At 44.4% G+C, this 16,664-nt stretch carries 7 protein-coding genes; 4 read left to right on the top strand and 3 right to left on the bottom strand.

What is annotated here, in order from left to right:
• The first annotated feature begins 302 nt into the window (after positions 1–302).
• Positions 303–2,858: a S41 family peptidase gene (locus LU351_RS05035; protein WP_232592967.1), complete on the top strand. Its 2,556-nt coding sequence runs from the start codon at positions 303–305 to the stop codon at positions 2,856–2,858.
• A gap of 177 nt (positions 2,859–3,035) precedes the next feature.
• On the opposite strand, the gene pepN is transcribed toward LU351_RS05035, so the two are convergent.
• Positions 3,036–5,732 (bottom strand): aminopeptidase N, encoded by a 2,697-nt coding sequence (gene pepN, locus LU351_RS05040; RefSeq protein WP_232592968.1) that lies wholly within the window; start codon positions 5,730–5,732, stop codon positions 3,036–3,038.
• Between the two features lie 427 nt (positions 5,733–6,159).
• On the opposite strand from pepN, the gene LU351_RS05045 reads away from it, so the two are divergent.
• The gene (locus LU351_RS05045) at positions 6,160–8,247 is read left to right on the top strand and encodes a VacB/RNase II family 3'-5' exoribonuclease (protein ID WP_232592969.1); all 2,088 of its coding nucleotides are present in this window, start codon (positions 6,160–6,162) and stop codon (positions 8,245–8,247) included.
• Between the two features lie 77 nt (positions 8,248–8,324).
• On the opposite strand, the gene LU351_RS05050 is transcribed toward LU351_RS05045, so the two are convergent.
• Both LU351_RS05050 and LU351_RS05055 read right to left on the bottom strand, forming a co-directional pair.
• Positions 8,325–9,167, bottom strand: coding sequence for a substrate-binding periplasmic protein (locus LU351_RS05050; protein WP_232592970.1), 843 nt, complete (start codon positions 9,165–9,167; stop codon positions 8,325–8,327).
• Positions 9,168–9,541: 374 nt separating this feature from the next.
• Positions 9,542–12,361 carry a sensor histidine kinase gene (locus tag LU351_RS05055; protein ID WP_232592971.1) on the bottom strand — a complete coding sequence of 940 codons (2,820 nt, stop codon included), beginning with the start codon at positions 12,359–12,361 and terminating at the stop codon, positions 9,542–9,544.
• A 773-nt stretch (positions 12,362–13,134) separates the two neighbouring features.
• Between LU351_RS05055 and LU351_RS05060 the strand changes: the two genes are divergently transcribed.
• Positions 13,135–14,238: an MBL fold metallo-hydrolase gene (locus tag LU351_RS05060; RefSeq protein WP_232592972.1), complete on the top strand. Its 1,104-nt coding sequence runs from the start codon at positions 13,135–13,137 to the stop codon at positions 14,236–14,238.
• A gap of 236 nt (positions 14,239–14,474) precedes the next feature.
• Entirely contained in the window at positions 14,475–16,640 is a 2,166-nt protein-coding gene (locus tag LU351_RS05065) for a prolyl oligopeptidase family serine peptidase (RefSeq protein ID WP_232592973.1), read from the top strand.
• Positions 16,641–16,664 lie beyond the last annotated feature (24 nt).

A 16,664-nucleotide genomic window follows, 5' to 3' on the forward strand; every position in this document is an offset into this window, starting at 1 on the left:
AAAAATGATTAATGATTTCAGAAAACACCAATGAGGAAATAGTTAACAACTTCGTCACTTTATAAACATAGAAAATCACAAACGGAAGATTATGGCGCCAAGATGAGGAGTTTTCTGAAAAAAAGAACCAATTTGATGAACAATTAGTATATTTTTGTGCTTGCCGAGTCGCGTAAAGCCTATTCTCAGCAACAACGATAATTTTGCAATCATGCCTGAATCCGCATGTTTCAGTAGAAATGATTATATAAATTGTAACGATACACGTTATAGAACCAGCTTGATCCATTAAGGGTGTTACTATGAAACCATTAAAATCTATGCTCCTGAGTGCAGCCATTGCTACTGCGTTTTCTCCAGGGTTATCTCACGCACAAAGTGGCCTACAAACCCTAGAAGAGGTCAGGCCGTCCATTCAATTCCCAAGAATGTCGGACCGTGAAAAGCGTTTTTTGGTCGAACAAGCGCAAATTTTACTCAGAGATCTCTATGTCAACCGCCAAAGTAAACAAGCCTTTTACGAGGGTGTGATTGACCCGGTACCTGCTGTGGCCGAGTTACTGGAGAATGTCGACGAATTAAGCGTTGAAGAAGTAGAGCTGGCATTGTTTACCATTTTTGCCGCACAACGTGATTTACACCTTAATTATATTTTCCCATCACCCTATTCTAATTTCACCAGTTTCCTACCATTAACGTTTACACGTACGGTTGATTTTCCTTTTTTAACCGAAGCGTCTATTTTAAAGTTTTCTAAAGTTCGCATTAATTCAATCAATGCCTCTCTATTCGAAGAGTTTGCATCTGACCAAGCCGTTCCAGACGTTGGCGATGTAGTATTGTCCTATAACGGACTGCCGATTCGCGACGCCATAGAAGAAGAACAAAAAACGGCTCAAGGCGCGAATGATTTTGGTGGCTTTACTCGTGCCATTGGACAAATGACGTTTGTTCGCCATTTATTAACGCCAGTGCCTGAAGAAAATGAAGTCACTATCACTTTAAAAGCGTCGGGTGAAGGTTCTCGCCCTAAAGGGGAAGTCTACAGTATTACTTTGCCATGGTTGACAGAGACTCCCTTTACCGCCGAAAGCACACCAAATGCACTATCAACGCCAAGTGCCTTATCAACCCCAAGTACGTTGTCAGCACCATTAACCGAAGGCGTTTTGCGTAACGAAGCACCAGAAAAAATTAACCTTCGTGAACTCATTCAAAGTAAGGAATTATGGCAGGAAGAGTTTAATCAATTTACCGATGCGTATGATTTAGAGCGCAAAACGGAATACCCTTCCAATCCTACCGCAGAACCCACATTAAATTGGGGAATCATCAGCAACGAGTACGGTGATTACGGTTATTTGCAATTGGAAAGTTTTGTTCCGGCCTTAGGCAATGATGTAACCTTAGCCGAAGCTCAGCGTATTATTTATGAAGAATTTGGCGATACCAAAGGGCTGATTTTTGATGTTCGAAATAATGGCGGTGGCTCTGTTGACCTTGCAGACCGTTTGTATCAATTATTTATGCCAACCACGGCACAAGCACCTGGCGGTCGAGTATTGAATACCGATTTAAATCGCACCCTGCTGAATGAAACGTTGTTTAGAGATATTTTCAGCCAAGACTGGGTCGATAACATCAATGCGGTTGCAGGCACTGATGCTCTTTACAGTGCGGATGCGCCGTTCACAGATCAAGGCAGAGCCAATCAACTGGGTCAGTCGTACTACAAACCTGTTGCCGTATTGGCCAACGCACGCAGTTATTCTGCCTCTGATTTATTTACCTGTTCCATGCAAGACAATGAAGCAGCATGGGTGTACGGTGAAGATCCAAGAACCGGAGCCGGTGGCGCCAACGTTTGGGAGCATGATATTTTCAATTTAGTGCTGCCAGAAGTCTTTCCTCCACTGCCGCTGGACCACAGAATGCGTGTTTCTTGGGGTCAGTTAGTACGCTTTGGGAAAAACGAGGGGGGCATCATCGAAGACTTTGGGTGTGAAGCCGACATAAACGTCAGCCAAACCACCGACGATTTATTCAACAATAACGTTGATCAAATTAAAACCATTACGCAAAGTCTGTTTTTGCGCAATTTTGATAAACGTTACTACGCCAATGTGGAACCTTCCACAGGCCCTGGCAGTGTGATTGTGGATGCCGAAAACGCCAGTTATGACTTGACCGTTTCTAACACCAAATTAATCAACGTTTACTCTGATGGCGAATTGGTAGACAGCGTGCCGGTTTATACGGCATTTAAGCCTCGCAGTGTTTCAGTGGCGTTGAATACCCTTGCCACCGGCAGCAATAACATTACTTTCGAAGGTGTCGATTATTTTGACAAAACCGTGTGGAATGTTAAACGCCAGTTTGTTGCCTATGAAACCAAGCTTGTGATCGACGAAAGCGGTTACGAGAAATCGTTCTCTGACGGCATCACCAGCCCTATGACTATCATCAACAACACGGCTCAACCCGGCTGGACGTTGGCAGAGCCTTACTTACAGGTTGGCTTTAACCCCACTTATGTTGATAACGTCAATTCCGATGCCACAGTGTTACTCGACCTGACCAATCTTGAAACCGCTACGCTGGCCTTTGAGATGGAAATTGATACCGAAGCCTTCTTTGACTTCATCGATGTCTACGTGGAAGACCAAGAGGGTAATCGCCAAACCGTATTGCGTACCAGTGGTGCCATTCGCTCTCAACCTTATGATGCGGATATTTCAGAATTTGCCGGTAAGGATAATGTGGTTCTGCATTTCCTATTCACCAGTGATGGCAGTGTCACCGCCCCAGGTGTTCGTTTAGAAAACTTCTCCATCACCGCCGGTGTTGAACGCGAGTAACCCTTTCGGTTTTTATGTACTAAGAGATTTTAACGTATCTGGGCTTTAAAAACCCAATGCGTTAAAACCCAGGAATAAAAAAACAAGGTATAAAAAAAGCCGCACTGTTTGACACAAGTGCGGCTTTTTTATTTTACAAAATTAAAACCTTATACAAAATCCAGAATACAAAAGCGATTACCCGTCTTGTTCTAAACGCTTTTGTACCGCAACGCACTCTTCTTCCGATTGAGAGAGCTTCTTCAAGGTTTTTACAGCAGTACCCGGCATATTCTCTAGTGCCGCCAACTCCAACATCTTTTGTTGTGCCTTCAAACTGCACTGACGTGGAATCAGGTTACTGGCATAAGTTGACAACATCACCGGCGTCAATGTCTCTGCCAACTCAGGAATGGCATTAACAATGGTATCGGTAAACGCCAAATGTTCTTCATGTTGCTCCAACGGAAACAATGCGCGCGTGATACTGCGCATCTGAGTATACGCGTATTCTGTTTTCGGATTTTGCGCCTCGGATATCCATTGTGCTTTCACCGAGTTATCCGGCACCACAATACTGGCCAGTATTTTATTTAATTTTGCATTGGAAGAATTGTCTTCTTTGCTGAGTGTTTCCACCCATTGCTGAGCAGACTCTTGTTGCTCACGCATCAGCGCTTTTACCACCGTCCAACGATCATCCAGCGTGAGGTCTTTTCCAGCCAGCAACGCTTCGGCCTCAGCTATGGATTTTGGTGAGTGCAACATCGATAACCACATACCAAACCACTGACGCTTCACGGCACCAGTACTGTTTTGGTAACCATGCCATGCCATGGCTTCTAGCTTGCCTTGGTATGACTTGGCTTGAGCGTTAATTTCTGAATTATTAACGCCCCCCACAACCAGATAACCATAGGCTCGGTTGGTATTGCTTAACTGCCCTTGTAATAAAGAACTGTTTTGCTCTTTTGGTAAATAATTTAGGGCTAAATCTAGGTAATCGATGGCAGACAATTCTCCGGCTCTAACAGACTCAATCAAGCTCCGCCAAATCATGCCGCGCTCAACAGCACTGTCAAAATCGCCAAAGTGTTTCTGAAGATAAGCAACGTCTTTTTGCCCCAATAAAATCTGCACGAACGTGTGATCAGAAACATTCGGCAATACAAATGCCGGGCAGGCTTTCCCATTTAACGCCTTCAAGACATTGCTTTTTTCACGAACGGTGACATCAACCGTTGAGCGCTCGCCGGCATCACTCACCAACAGCACATCCAAACCGTGCTCACGAATGGCACCGCTGACGTTAGCCGGACGCTGAGTTAAGTCAAAACGAGTAATTTTGCCCTGCTCGCACATTACCTTGGCTTGCAACGCATTCACCCCAGAGGTTTTTAACCACTGATCCGTCCACTGTGACAAATCCCGATTCGCCGCCTGACTGAGTGAACCAATAAAATCGGTGAGTTCCGTATTTTTCCAGGCGTAGGTATCGAAATAATTCACCAAGCCTTGACGGAACGTGTCTGGCCCAAGCAAGTGCATTAACTGAATTAAACTGGAGGCCCCTTTCGCGTAAGTAATGCCATCAATACTGGCCATCACTACTTCCGTATTGGGGATATCCTGCACAATCGGGTGAGTGGTAATCCACTGATCTTCGTTGTAGCCCCACGATTTACGATTGGTCGAAAACGTGACCATAGCACCGGTGTATTCAGTAGCATTCGCGGTGGCAAAATTTCCCATTAAATCGGCGAAGCTTTCATTCAACCAAATATCGTCCCACCAGCGCATGGTGACCAAATCACCAAACCAGTGGTGTGCCATCTCATGCATTACCACCACGGCCATGGTTTGACGATCTTTGGTATTTTTTTCACGACGAGGTTGTAAACGCTCGGTGAACGTTACGGCACCCACATTTTCCATCGCACCAAAAACAAATTCCGGCACTAAAATCTGGTCGTACTTCCCAAAGGGGTAGTCGTATTCAAAATAGCCTTCGAAAAAATCAAACCCTTGACGAGTAACTTTAAACCACTCTTCAACGTCGACAAATTCGGCGTAACTTTGACGAGCGAACAAGCGTAAAGGCACACGAAAAGTCTCTTCTTCTTCCCACATTTTGTAGGGGCCCGCGTGCAGCGATAACACATAGGTGCTAAATGGCGTGGTTTTAGCAAACGACCAACGCTTGCGCCCATCGCCGACCTCTTCAATAGACGTTTCACGAGTCGCACTGATCACTTGCCAGTGGCTGGGGGCTTCTACGTCTAATTGATACGTTGCTTTCAAATCTGGCTGGTCAAAACCTGGAAAGACTTTATTGAAATCCCACGCTTCAAATTGGGTAAACAAGTAGGTTTCTTGATCGACCGGATCTTGAAACCAATGCAAACCTCGTCCATCACGACGATAGGCATGTGTGTATTCCACCTCAACGGTGTTTTTCCCCTCACGCAATGATTCGGGCAATACCGTAATAAACACACCGTTGTAATCTACGTTTACTGGTGCGCCGTTTACCACGACCTTACTCACTTCTCCCTCAACGAAATCAAAAGTAAGGGGGGCTGTTGCCTCCTTCAATGAGAAATGAATCGCCGCCGTTCCCGAAAACGGAACGTTTTCAGCCGGTAAACGGATGGACAAGTCATAATGCACATCACTGAGACGTGCTGCCCGCACGCGCGCGTATTCTCTTTCCAGTAATACGTCATTCTTACGGGTTTGATAATGGGTGATTTCTGGTACAACGCCTTTTGGTACAATACCTTTTGGTACAATGCCTTTTTCTTCTGGAGCTTGAGTAGAATCCACGCAAGCGGTCAAAACACATGCCAACAAAAACGTCGACACTGTGCGAGAGATAATTCGAAAATAATTCATAAATAGCCCTAAATATCGATTTCCGGAACCAAGCATGACATTGACTTATTAGACAACTTTTTCACTCGGCGAATGGATCCCTGACAGTGTACAAAAATCTCTACAGAAAAAAATGATCGAAATACTTTAGCGCGTTTTTATTAAACACCTAGATCAAAAAGCAGACAACTGGCACTCCAATCCAAATCTTTTTCTCAAAAAAATTTTTTAAGCCCGGCAAAATACTCCCACTCGACACGACTTACTCACAAAAACCTCGGAATCTGTGGTGAATTTGTTATCATCCTTCACCATCGCCACTTGGCTAATCTCCCGTTAGATTTCATGCGCATTAGCATCGTGAAATAACGTGTTATGGCACCACGGCTCGCGCCCTATACCATCGCCAAGTTCTTCTTTTGATCTTACACAAACGATAACGGTCACAATGCTCAGTTCGAACGCCCTTAACCAACTTACCCAACTAAAAAAAGATATTCGCGCCAGCAAAGACTACGCCGAGGGTGTAGTAAGAGGCACTCAAGGCCGCTACGGCTTTGCGATGCTTGACGATGGCCGCGAAGCTTTTATTAACCCAGATCAAATGCAGCGAGTTTTTCCTGGCGATCGGGTAGAAGTTACCCTGACCAGTAATGACAAAGGCCAACTGGAAGCCACGCTCGAAAAACTCATTCGCACCGAGCTCAAAGAGTTTGTAGGAACCTACCTAGTTCGAGGCAAAGGCCATTTTGTCATCCCTGATGTAAGCCAGTTAAATCGCTGGGTCTTTTTACCACCGAAAAGTCGTGCTGGCGCCAAAGACGGTGAGTACATCCGTGCCCGCATTACTCGTCACCCATTCGAAGACGGTAAAGGCCAAGCCCGCGTGGTAGATCGTATTGGCGCGCCCACCGATGAAGCCATTGAGCGAAAATACATCCTCAGTAAGTTTCAATTACGCCACCAATGGCGTGAACCTCACAATGCGCAATTAGAACAAGTTATCGCCAATCCGGTCATCACCCCCGATGGATTAGAACGGACTGATCTCACTACACTGCCGTTTGTCACGATTGATTCAGAAACCACTCGCGACATGGACGACGCATTATTCGCACGCGAAACCGAGAACGGCCTAGAAATCATGGTGGCAATTGCCGACCCTTCCGCCGGTATCCCATGGGACAGCGCTCTGGGTAAAGAAGCATTGAGCCGTGGCCAAACCGTGTACTTACCCGGACAAAGCGTTCCCATGTTGCCCGAAGCACTGTCTCACGACATCTATTCACTGGTGCCAAATACACCACGGCCTGCAGTAGTCTGTACCTTATCGGCCGACTCTGAAGGCAACATTACGCACTTTGACTTTAGCCTTGCCACCATTCAATCTGCGGCAAAACTCTCCTACGATGGTGTCTCAGAATTTTTAGATACCCCCGAAAAGGCATCGCTTGAACTGGATGAATCCATTCAACACTCACTCACGCTATTGGCAACCTTTGCCAAGGCTCGGCTGCAATATCGCCAGCAACACGCCTTAGTAATGGCAGAGCGTACCGACTACGACTTCCGCTTAAATGCCCAAGGCAAAATTGAAGAAATTATCCGACTAGAGCGCAACAGCGCTCAAAAATTGGTGGAAGAAGCCATGCTGGCCACCAATGTGTGCGCAGGCCAATTTTTTGCTGAAAAAAACAGCAATGGTCTCTTTTCAAGTCATGCGGGTTTCCGTCCAGACCGTGCAGAGCAGGTCAGCCGACTCCTAAAAGCGCACCTTGGGGACGAAGCAAAAAGCATCGGAGAGGACTTCACCACTCTCGACACCTACCGAACATTGATTCAACGCTTACAAGCCAATAATGAGCACACCACTTTGCTTGCCGCATTGAAACGCCAATTAAAGCCCAGTGAATTAAGCCTCTCACCACAACCTCACCTGGGGTTAGGGTTTGACTTTTATGCGAATGTCACATCGCCGATTCGCCGAATTCAAGACTTCTACAATCACTTGCTGATCAAATCATTATTAAGTGAGCAAACCACCTCTTCACTGCGAGAAGAACAATTAGAAGCTCTGAAAGAGGTCAACAGCAATGGCCGCACTGCCTGTCGGCAAATGGAACTGTGGTTAGTGTGCCAATACATGCAACAGCACATCGGCGCGGAATACGATGCGCAGGTGGTCATGGTCAATAGCCAAGGGATTGGGGTACGTGCAGAGGCAAACGGTGTAGAAGCCTACGTTCAATTACGCGAGCGCCCAGCCAAAAATAAAGGGGACAGTAACAAGGGAGGCAACGGTAAAGGAGACAACAGTAAAGGAGACAACAGTAACTCGAAGGCTGTACAAAAAGTCGACTTTAACCCAGACCTATTGACCTTGAGCGTCGACGACACTACTTACGCTCTGGATCAGTCGGTAAAAATCAAAATTCAGTCGGTCGACTTAGAAAAACGCCAAATTACGGCACAACTTGTCCCTCCGGCTCCGTCAAAGCAAGAAAGCGACTTCACTGAGACCACTGAGTTATCGTAACTCATCATGACTTGTAAGACGTGATGACTTGTAAGACGTCATTCTCTTAACGGAACGCCGTAATCAATATGGCCGCTCTATCGATAGAGCGGCCTCTCAATAGGGCGTACGTAAAGCACGCCATACTCATCGAACATACCTTTTACTTCCCCAGTATCGATCATCTCCTTGAGCACTTTAGTAATGGCTTGCTCGTATTTCAGAAAAGAAGATCGTTGAGACAACGTGAAATACACATCCTCACCATGGGTGGAAAAATTGGCACGAACGAAACTATCTTCCAACCCTAAATACTCCACAATGGTGGAAAAATACCAAGGCTCCGACAAGACTACATCCACTCGGCCCGATAACAACATTTTAAAACGCTGTATTTCCGAGTCCACAACAAACTTTCTCAAGTGTTTATCGGAATCAAAGGGTTCAAAATACTTTACCCCGGTAATGGTTCCGATACGGTATTTGGCTAAATCCTCATAACGATTAATCGTAATAGATTTACCGGGTAAATGAAAAAAATGAATTTGCTCTGTATGAATGGGGGGTTCTAAGTACCGAAGGTAACGTTCTCGTGTTTTCCCTCTGTACAACAACCCCATAAAATCCAAATCACCCGTTTCCATCATTTGAAGACAATCATTAAAAGAACAGGTTTTATACTGCGTCTGCCAACCCATCTTTTCAGCAATACGCCGGGTGATGTCTAACGTCACGCCTCTACGAGGTTCAACACCAGACTCTCGCTGATGTTTTTCTTCAATAAGCGGAGGGGCCTCCTCCAGAGGAATCAATAAAATGGGGGAGTTAGGTGCCTTGGAGTGATCCTCCTGAGGCACTGCTGCCATAACGACGACGGGAACTAGGATAAAGACGATGCATATCACCCTCCTCGTAGCGAAGCTCTGATACATTGCTTTCATAATGACGGCCGTATTGAGTATGTTATGGATACACCCTTATTGACCCGATAATGCCGTTACTCTTCTTCTACCATTACGCTGTAATCATTCTTCTTTTAATATTTTTTAGTACTTTTTATCACACTTATCTTACAGTACTTATTTCATAGGCTTTTTCTTAGCACTGTTTTATGATTTGTCTTTTTTAGAAAAACAGTGACACCATGAGGATAGTTAATCATGGTGCATGATCAAATACCAATATTTGAAATAATGTTAAATTCACCACTATTTTTTATGGGATACAAACGTGTTTGCTTGAGGGAAGAAAAGTATTTTTACAAACGCATACAACATACGCCATAAAAATCACCCTTCAAAATAATTTACCAATCTTAAGATTGGCTCACCCTAAGACTTCCTGAATCCTGAACCGTGAATTTTCTTTGATAAACAGGCTCTTTACCATTGCGGCTAAAACGCTTTCCCTGAGTGGTTATTTTCGCGCCACTGTCATCAAAATCCTCCTCCGTCATCGCAACCACCGGTGTTGGTATCCAAATGCAAAACTCAGAATCAGGAGACTCATTCACCCATGCACGACCGCCATGCAGCTCAGCAAATTCATGAACCAAAACCAAACGCAAGCTGGCTTCATTGACTTTCTTCCCTTTCGCACGCAAATTGGCCAGTTCGCTGAATCGCTGAAATTGCGCTCGACGCGCCTCCGCTGCTTCTCCCAAGCCACTGTCAGAGACCTTAAATAAAACACCTCCTTTGCTGTTTTGATACTCCGAAGTCACTGTTAATGTCACCCAGCCTGCCTCCGTTACATCAATAGCACTGCCCACCAAACTGAACATCATCTGCCGTAAGCGTAACCGATCCCCCCAGACAAATTTCACCTCTGTAGAAAAGTTCAGCTTCAATGACTTACGTGTGTTAATTTCGACGGCGTATTTTCGTAACTCACCCATCAAAGTTCGCATATCCACTTGGTGCTTTTGCATTACCATAGAACCAGACTCAATTGTTGATAAGTCCAGAATCTCATCCACCAACGCCAACAGGTGCAATCCATTACGATGGATGGCATCCAATCCCTCACTCACATGAGGGTCCCGTTTAATCTCCGGTTGTTTTAACAAACGATGGGAAAAGCCAATGACTGAATTTAACGGTACTCGCAATTGATGAGACAAACTATTCAAAAATTCCGTTTTCAAACGTCGTTCATTCTCCAATGACTTTAATATCTTTGCTAAAGAGGCTTCACGAGATTGGCCTTTCTCGAAAAGCTCAGCCTCTTTAAAGCGGGAAAAAAATAAGTACAAGACACATACCATCATGAATAAAACCGATTTCATCATCAATGATGCAATCACTGTGGTTTTTTGCACTACATCGAAATACTGCCTATTAAAGAAATGTACACGCCATGTCTTATCAAGAACACGAATAATATGACTGGATGCACTAAGCGACCTTGTCGTATTTCCCCTCTCACCTTCACCTTTTGAACCTGCAACGTTCCCTCCCTCCCACACATTGCTCAGCATATCTTGGGAAGAGTGGTTTTTACGAGAATGATACAGGCTCAGTAAATGAGGATTACCATATAGATGGCGTTCCATACCCCCAATCAGCTCCACAATTCCAATATCAAATACAGAGTGAGAAAGCTGCTGAGCATGAGCAATTAATGACTCAATGGGCAATAACGTCACCACAATCCCTTCAAGATTATCAGGCAAATAACGATATGTTGGAGCACCATTAATCGCCAAGCCATCTTCGGGGAGCGTCGACAGTGCCGGGCTTGATAAAGAGGCCTCTGAACTGGTTATCGTTTGTTTTACTGAATCCTTTTCATACACTGGGTAGGCAAAAGCAATGTACCGTTCATCATCCGCCAATTGGATATCCGGGCTGACCGCAACGCCGTCCACTTCGACTGCATTTTCAAACAACGTAAAATACTCATAATCCGCCAGCAAATTCCAGCCCAACTGAACCGCCTCAAAGTGCTGGGGGTATTTTTGGGATACCACTAAATATTGCTTCGCAGGTTCAGCAGAGTGAATACCACCAGGATGTAAATCCAACACCTTCGTTTTCACATTTTGCAATTCGTCATCTTCAATTTTTTTCAACCATAAGTGTGAAGCTAAATGATGATCGTTGTTGTAATAACGTGTAATAAAATGATGAAAATCTTCTTCCGAAAAAGCAGCATTAGCACGAACAAACTGACCCAAAATTTGAGCCACTTGAACATTTTGGGTAATTGCCGTTTCAATTTCATGAGACAGACCGCGTGTACGTTCAGCATCAATATTACGCTGATGGGTAATAATGGTATGGCGACTTGAAATAAAAACAGCAGAAATAACCGCAGCAACAACGATATAGGGCACCACATGAAAAAAGTAATGCCGAATTTTTGTATGATGAAAGACGTGTAATGTCATGGCAATGGCCACCACTAGCACAACACCATTAAAATTACCCGCCAACCAAATACAAAAAGCCGATTGAGGCGGCATAGAGAAAACTAATTCTTCACCCAGGCTCAATAACCCAAGGAATAAAACAGACGTACACGCTAACGTCGTCAGTGGTGAATACAGTAAAAAAAATCGCCAAAGCAATTTCCGACTTTGAGACAAGCCATAATTAGGATTTAAGCGAATTGGTGACAGCAAACGCCCAAGCCAAAACCCTTGCAAGGTTAAGAACACAGCGCTATATAGGCAAAGGACAAGCGCCTCAGTATGACGACTGAATACCGGATGCTGAAAATGAGCGGTATCAGAAACCAACCAACACGAGACAACCAAGCTCAAAAAGCAAGGAATAAAGGCTCTGGCACCAAAATAAAAAAACACCACAACGGCCAATCCCGCTGGCGGCCAAATCAGAAAAAAACCTTGCTCTTGCAATATCGTCGGCAACGCCAAACCTGTGAAAGCAATAAAGCCACACAACACCAATAACAGGAGGGGGGAAGGGTCGCGCCATGATTGGCCCTTTTGATCATGAACAGGCTCTGTATTAGAAGATAACAGCGCACTTGAATCGATTGAAGACGATAGCTTTTCAATCGGTGATCGTTCACCAGCAGACACGAAAGAGCGGTAGCCCTTAAGTTTCGTTGATACTGTAGGCTCTTCCTTATCTGGCAAAGCCTCTTCGTGATCATCGTTGTACGACAACGCCTAATACTCCAAAATATACCTGAATCAAGACATCCCAGCAGGAAGACATAAGCCACAGCATAGTAAAGAAATATTAATGACTACGATTTATTCAAGGTTATGCTTAAAAAAATGTCGCAACAATCCCTCTTTTTTGAAACCATATTCTGAATGACGACAATTCAACCCACCCTGAATACCCCGACATCTATCCTGCTTTTCCAGCGAGAAGCTTTCTACCAGAAAACCTCTGAAAAGACTTATTTACCCTATTTTATTAATGGTTATTCATCTTTTTTTAATAGAGTAATGCAAAGCATTTTTATCAATTTCTGAAATGCCGCCACATCATTCGACCACACTAAGCAGCAGAAACCAATACCTATTTTTAATCATTTTTTATGACACTTTTTATCAATTATTTTAGTTCTATGTTAATGTTCTTATCGTTATGCTCTGCCTCATAGAACACTCTTATTCAACACCAAGCACGCTATAAAGAGCGTCTAGCATTCAAATCCTACATCAAAGCTTTTTTCATGAAAAACCACAACACGACAATAGTCGATACCATTTAAAACCAATCCAAATAACTGTGTATTTTTGACAATAAAGCCGAATCATCACAAAGTGACTTCTTAACTTCCTACAAAAAATCAAATCACTCAATAAAATTTATGACGCAGCTCCTCTCTAATAAAAAGTTTTCCATTGATAGCGGTTTACTCACTTTGGATAAACTAATAAACAGGTTTCTTTTTATACCTTTATTCGCTTTCGCCATGATGGCTATGAGCAGCACTTGGACAACACTTTATGCCGAATCTGTTGAATTGAAACATAACATCACCCCCTCTATCTCCTGTGATGACACGTCCTTTGCGATACAAATATTAGGAGCGGGAGGGCCAGAATTAGAAGACCAGCATCATTCAAGCAGCTACCTTATTTGGCATAATCAGAAAGCTCGCGTATTAATTGATGCTGGCAGTGGTAGCAGTACTCAATTTAATCTGGCAAAAGCAACATTTTCAGACTTAACCGCTATAGCACTGACTCATCTGCATGTTGATCACAGTAGCGACTTACCGGCCTATGCAAAAGGCGCCCACTTTACCCGACGCCGAACCCGCCTACCCCTTTATGGCCCAGCGGGAAATGATCGAATGCCTGCCACAACTGAATTTTTACAACGCTTGTTTGGTGAAAAAGGGGCTTATCCCTACCTATCGGACACATTGCCAAACACAATGCGTTCCTCTCGTACGCCTTCAAAACTGACAGGCCAAGAGAGTAAAAGCAACCGGAAAAATGGCTTTTATTTTGACCCAGTAGATGTCCCTCTAGATGGAAAAATTCACACCTATACCCCTATGTATAAAGATGATGATAGACAACGAAACGATAGACAACGAGACAAAGAGAGTAATAAACAGCATGGAGAAAACACGGCAAATAGAACAAGCTCACAAGACAATGGACGTTCAATTCAACTTTCAGCCATCAGTACTCATCACGGCCCCATACCCGCAGTAGGTTGGCGCGTAGACATTAACGGTTGCAGTATTATTGTCACCGGCGACAGTACGAACCAGTGGCAACACTTAACGACACTCTCCGCTGACGCTGATTTATTAGTGGCCCATGTGGCTATTCCTGAAAACGCACACCCTGTCGCAGCAACTCTTCATATGCGCCCCTCACAAATTGGGCAATTAGCTCATGCAGCCGGGGCAAAACGCTTACTCTTAAGTCATTTTATGCGTCGCACTTTACCCCCCAATCAAACTAAAGCTCAGATACTTGCCGCCATTCGCCAGCACTACTCCGGCCCCATTTGTTTTGGGCAAGAGCTCAAACGCTATTATCCCGCTAAACCTCCACATACCCTCTAAATACTGGCTATGCGTACTTACTTCACTCACCCACTTCATGAAATTGGAGTTATGCAAGAGTGGCTTACCCTATCATCCATTCCATACCAACAATTACCCACACCAACAACTACCCACACCAACAATTACCCACACCAACAACTACCTATACCAACAGTGCTTGCGAAATACTTGTCTTGCTATAAAGTGGAGTTTTTAAAACCCATTCGAAATAAACACAACATTGCAGGTTTATTATGGTCAAGACACCTTTAGTCTCATCTCTGTTTCTTATCAGTGCCTTATTAACCGGATGCCAGCACAGTAATAACGCCCCACGTCACAATGAGACTCAAGCATCGATGACAACTAAATCCCATTTGATTTACCCCGTCACTCGCAAAAGTGATGTTGTTGACGAATATTTTGGCGTTCAAGTAGCGGATCCCTACCGTTGGCTAGAAGATGATCGAAGCAAAGAAACCGCTCAATGGGTGAGAGCTCAAAATAAGGTCACCTTTTCCTATTTAGAAAACATTCCTTATCGGGAGCAATTAGAGCAACGACTGACCACTTTAATGAATTATGAAAAAGTCACGGCTCCGTTTATTGAGGGCGACTACACCTATTTCTATCAAAATGACGGCTTACAAAATCAGTACGTGCTCTATCAGCAAGACAAACAAGGCAATACACGAGTCTTCCTAGATCCCAATACCTTCAGTGAAGACGGAACCACCTCACTGGCCGGCGTTACCTTCAGTGAAGATGGCTCTCTCGCCGCTTATCGAATCTCCGAAGGTGGAAGCGATTGGCGTAAAGTCATCACCATTAACACCACAACCCTTGAGCCTGTGGACATCACACTCAACGATGTAAAATTCAGTAGCATTGGTTGGTACAAAAACGAAGGGTTTTATTATTCCAGCTACGATAAACCTGATGGTAGTGAACTCTCTGCCAAAACCGACCAGCACAAACTGTATTACCATCAGTTAGGCCAACCACAAAGTAAAGATGCGCTGATTTTTGGTGGAACCGAAGAGGAAAAACATCGCTACGTCTCTGGGTACACGACAGAAGATGCCCGTTATCTTATTGTGAGTGCAGCACACTCCACCTCCGGAAACAAACTTTTCCTCAAAGACCTTTCACAACCACACCACACTTTACAACCGCTGTTTACCGACACCAGTGCGGACAACTACGTTATCGATAATAAAGGTGAAACCCTTTACATCGTAACCAACCACCAAGCACCCAATAAACGCTTAGTAAAAGTCAACGCAAAGAATCCCACTCCAGAATTTTGGGAAGACGTTATTCCCGAGACAGAACACGTACTTAATTTAACGAAAGGGGGAGGCTCTTTCTACGCCCAATACATGGTTAATGCCATGACAGAGGTAAAACAGTTTGATCAAGAAGGGCTATTTATTCGCGATATTCAATTACCTAATTTGGGTACTGCCGGTGGGTTCAGCGGAAAACGTCAGCAGCAAACTCTTTACTATTCGTTCACAAACTACAGTACCCCCGCCACCATTTTTGAACTGGATGTCGCAACCGGCAAATCCACTTTGTATCGCAACTCGAAAATCGCCTTTGACGACAGCCAATATATTTCAGAACAAGTGTTTTATACCTCTAAAGATGGCACTCGTGTTCCTTTAACCATTACTCATAAAAAAGGACTTAAGAAAAATGGAAAAAACCCGACCATTCTTTATGGCTATGGCGGTTTCAATGTCAGCCTGCAGCCACGCTTTAGTTCTACTATTGCGTTATGGTTAGAGTTGGGCGGAATCTACGCAGTACCGAATTTGCGGGGCGGCGGAGAATTTGGCAAAGCGTGGCACAATGCCGGCGTGAAAACAAAAAAACAAAATGTATTTGATGATTTTATTGCGGCCGCTGAATATTTAATTGACCACCGCTACACCGACGCCAAACACCTCGCTGCCTTAGGCCGCTCTAACGGAGGGCTATTAGTGGGTGCCGTTACCACCCAACGCCCCGATTTATTCGCAGTAGGATTACCAGGGGTTGGTGTGTTGGATATGCTGCGCTATCACACCTTTACCGCCGGCGCTGGCTGGGCCTATGATTACGGCACCTCAGAAGACAACCAAGAAATGTTTGAATATTTGTTAGGTTATTCACCGGTACACAATGTAAAAGAAAACATTACCTACCCTGCTATGCTTATCACGACGGGTGACCACGACGACAGAGTGGTTCCCGCCCACTCCTTTAAATTCGCAGCGCAATTGCAAGACAAATACAAAGGCAATAACCCTACTCTAATTCGAATCGAAACCAACGCCGGGCACGGCGCAGGCACACCCATGGATAAAATTATCGAACAATATGCCGATATTTTTGGGTTTACATTGTTTAATATGGGAATGACTAGGATTTAATAATTCAGAGCAACTTCTTTTACC

Source organism: Marinibactrum halimedae, assembly GCF_021234875.1.
Classification (GTDB): Bacteria; Pseudomonadota; Gammaproteobacteria; order Pseudomonadales; family Cellvibrionaceae; genus Marinibactrum; species Marinibactrum halimedae.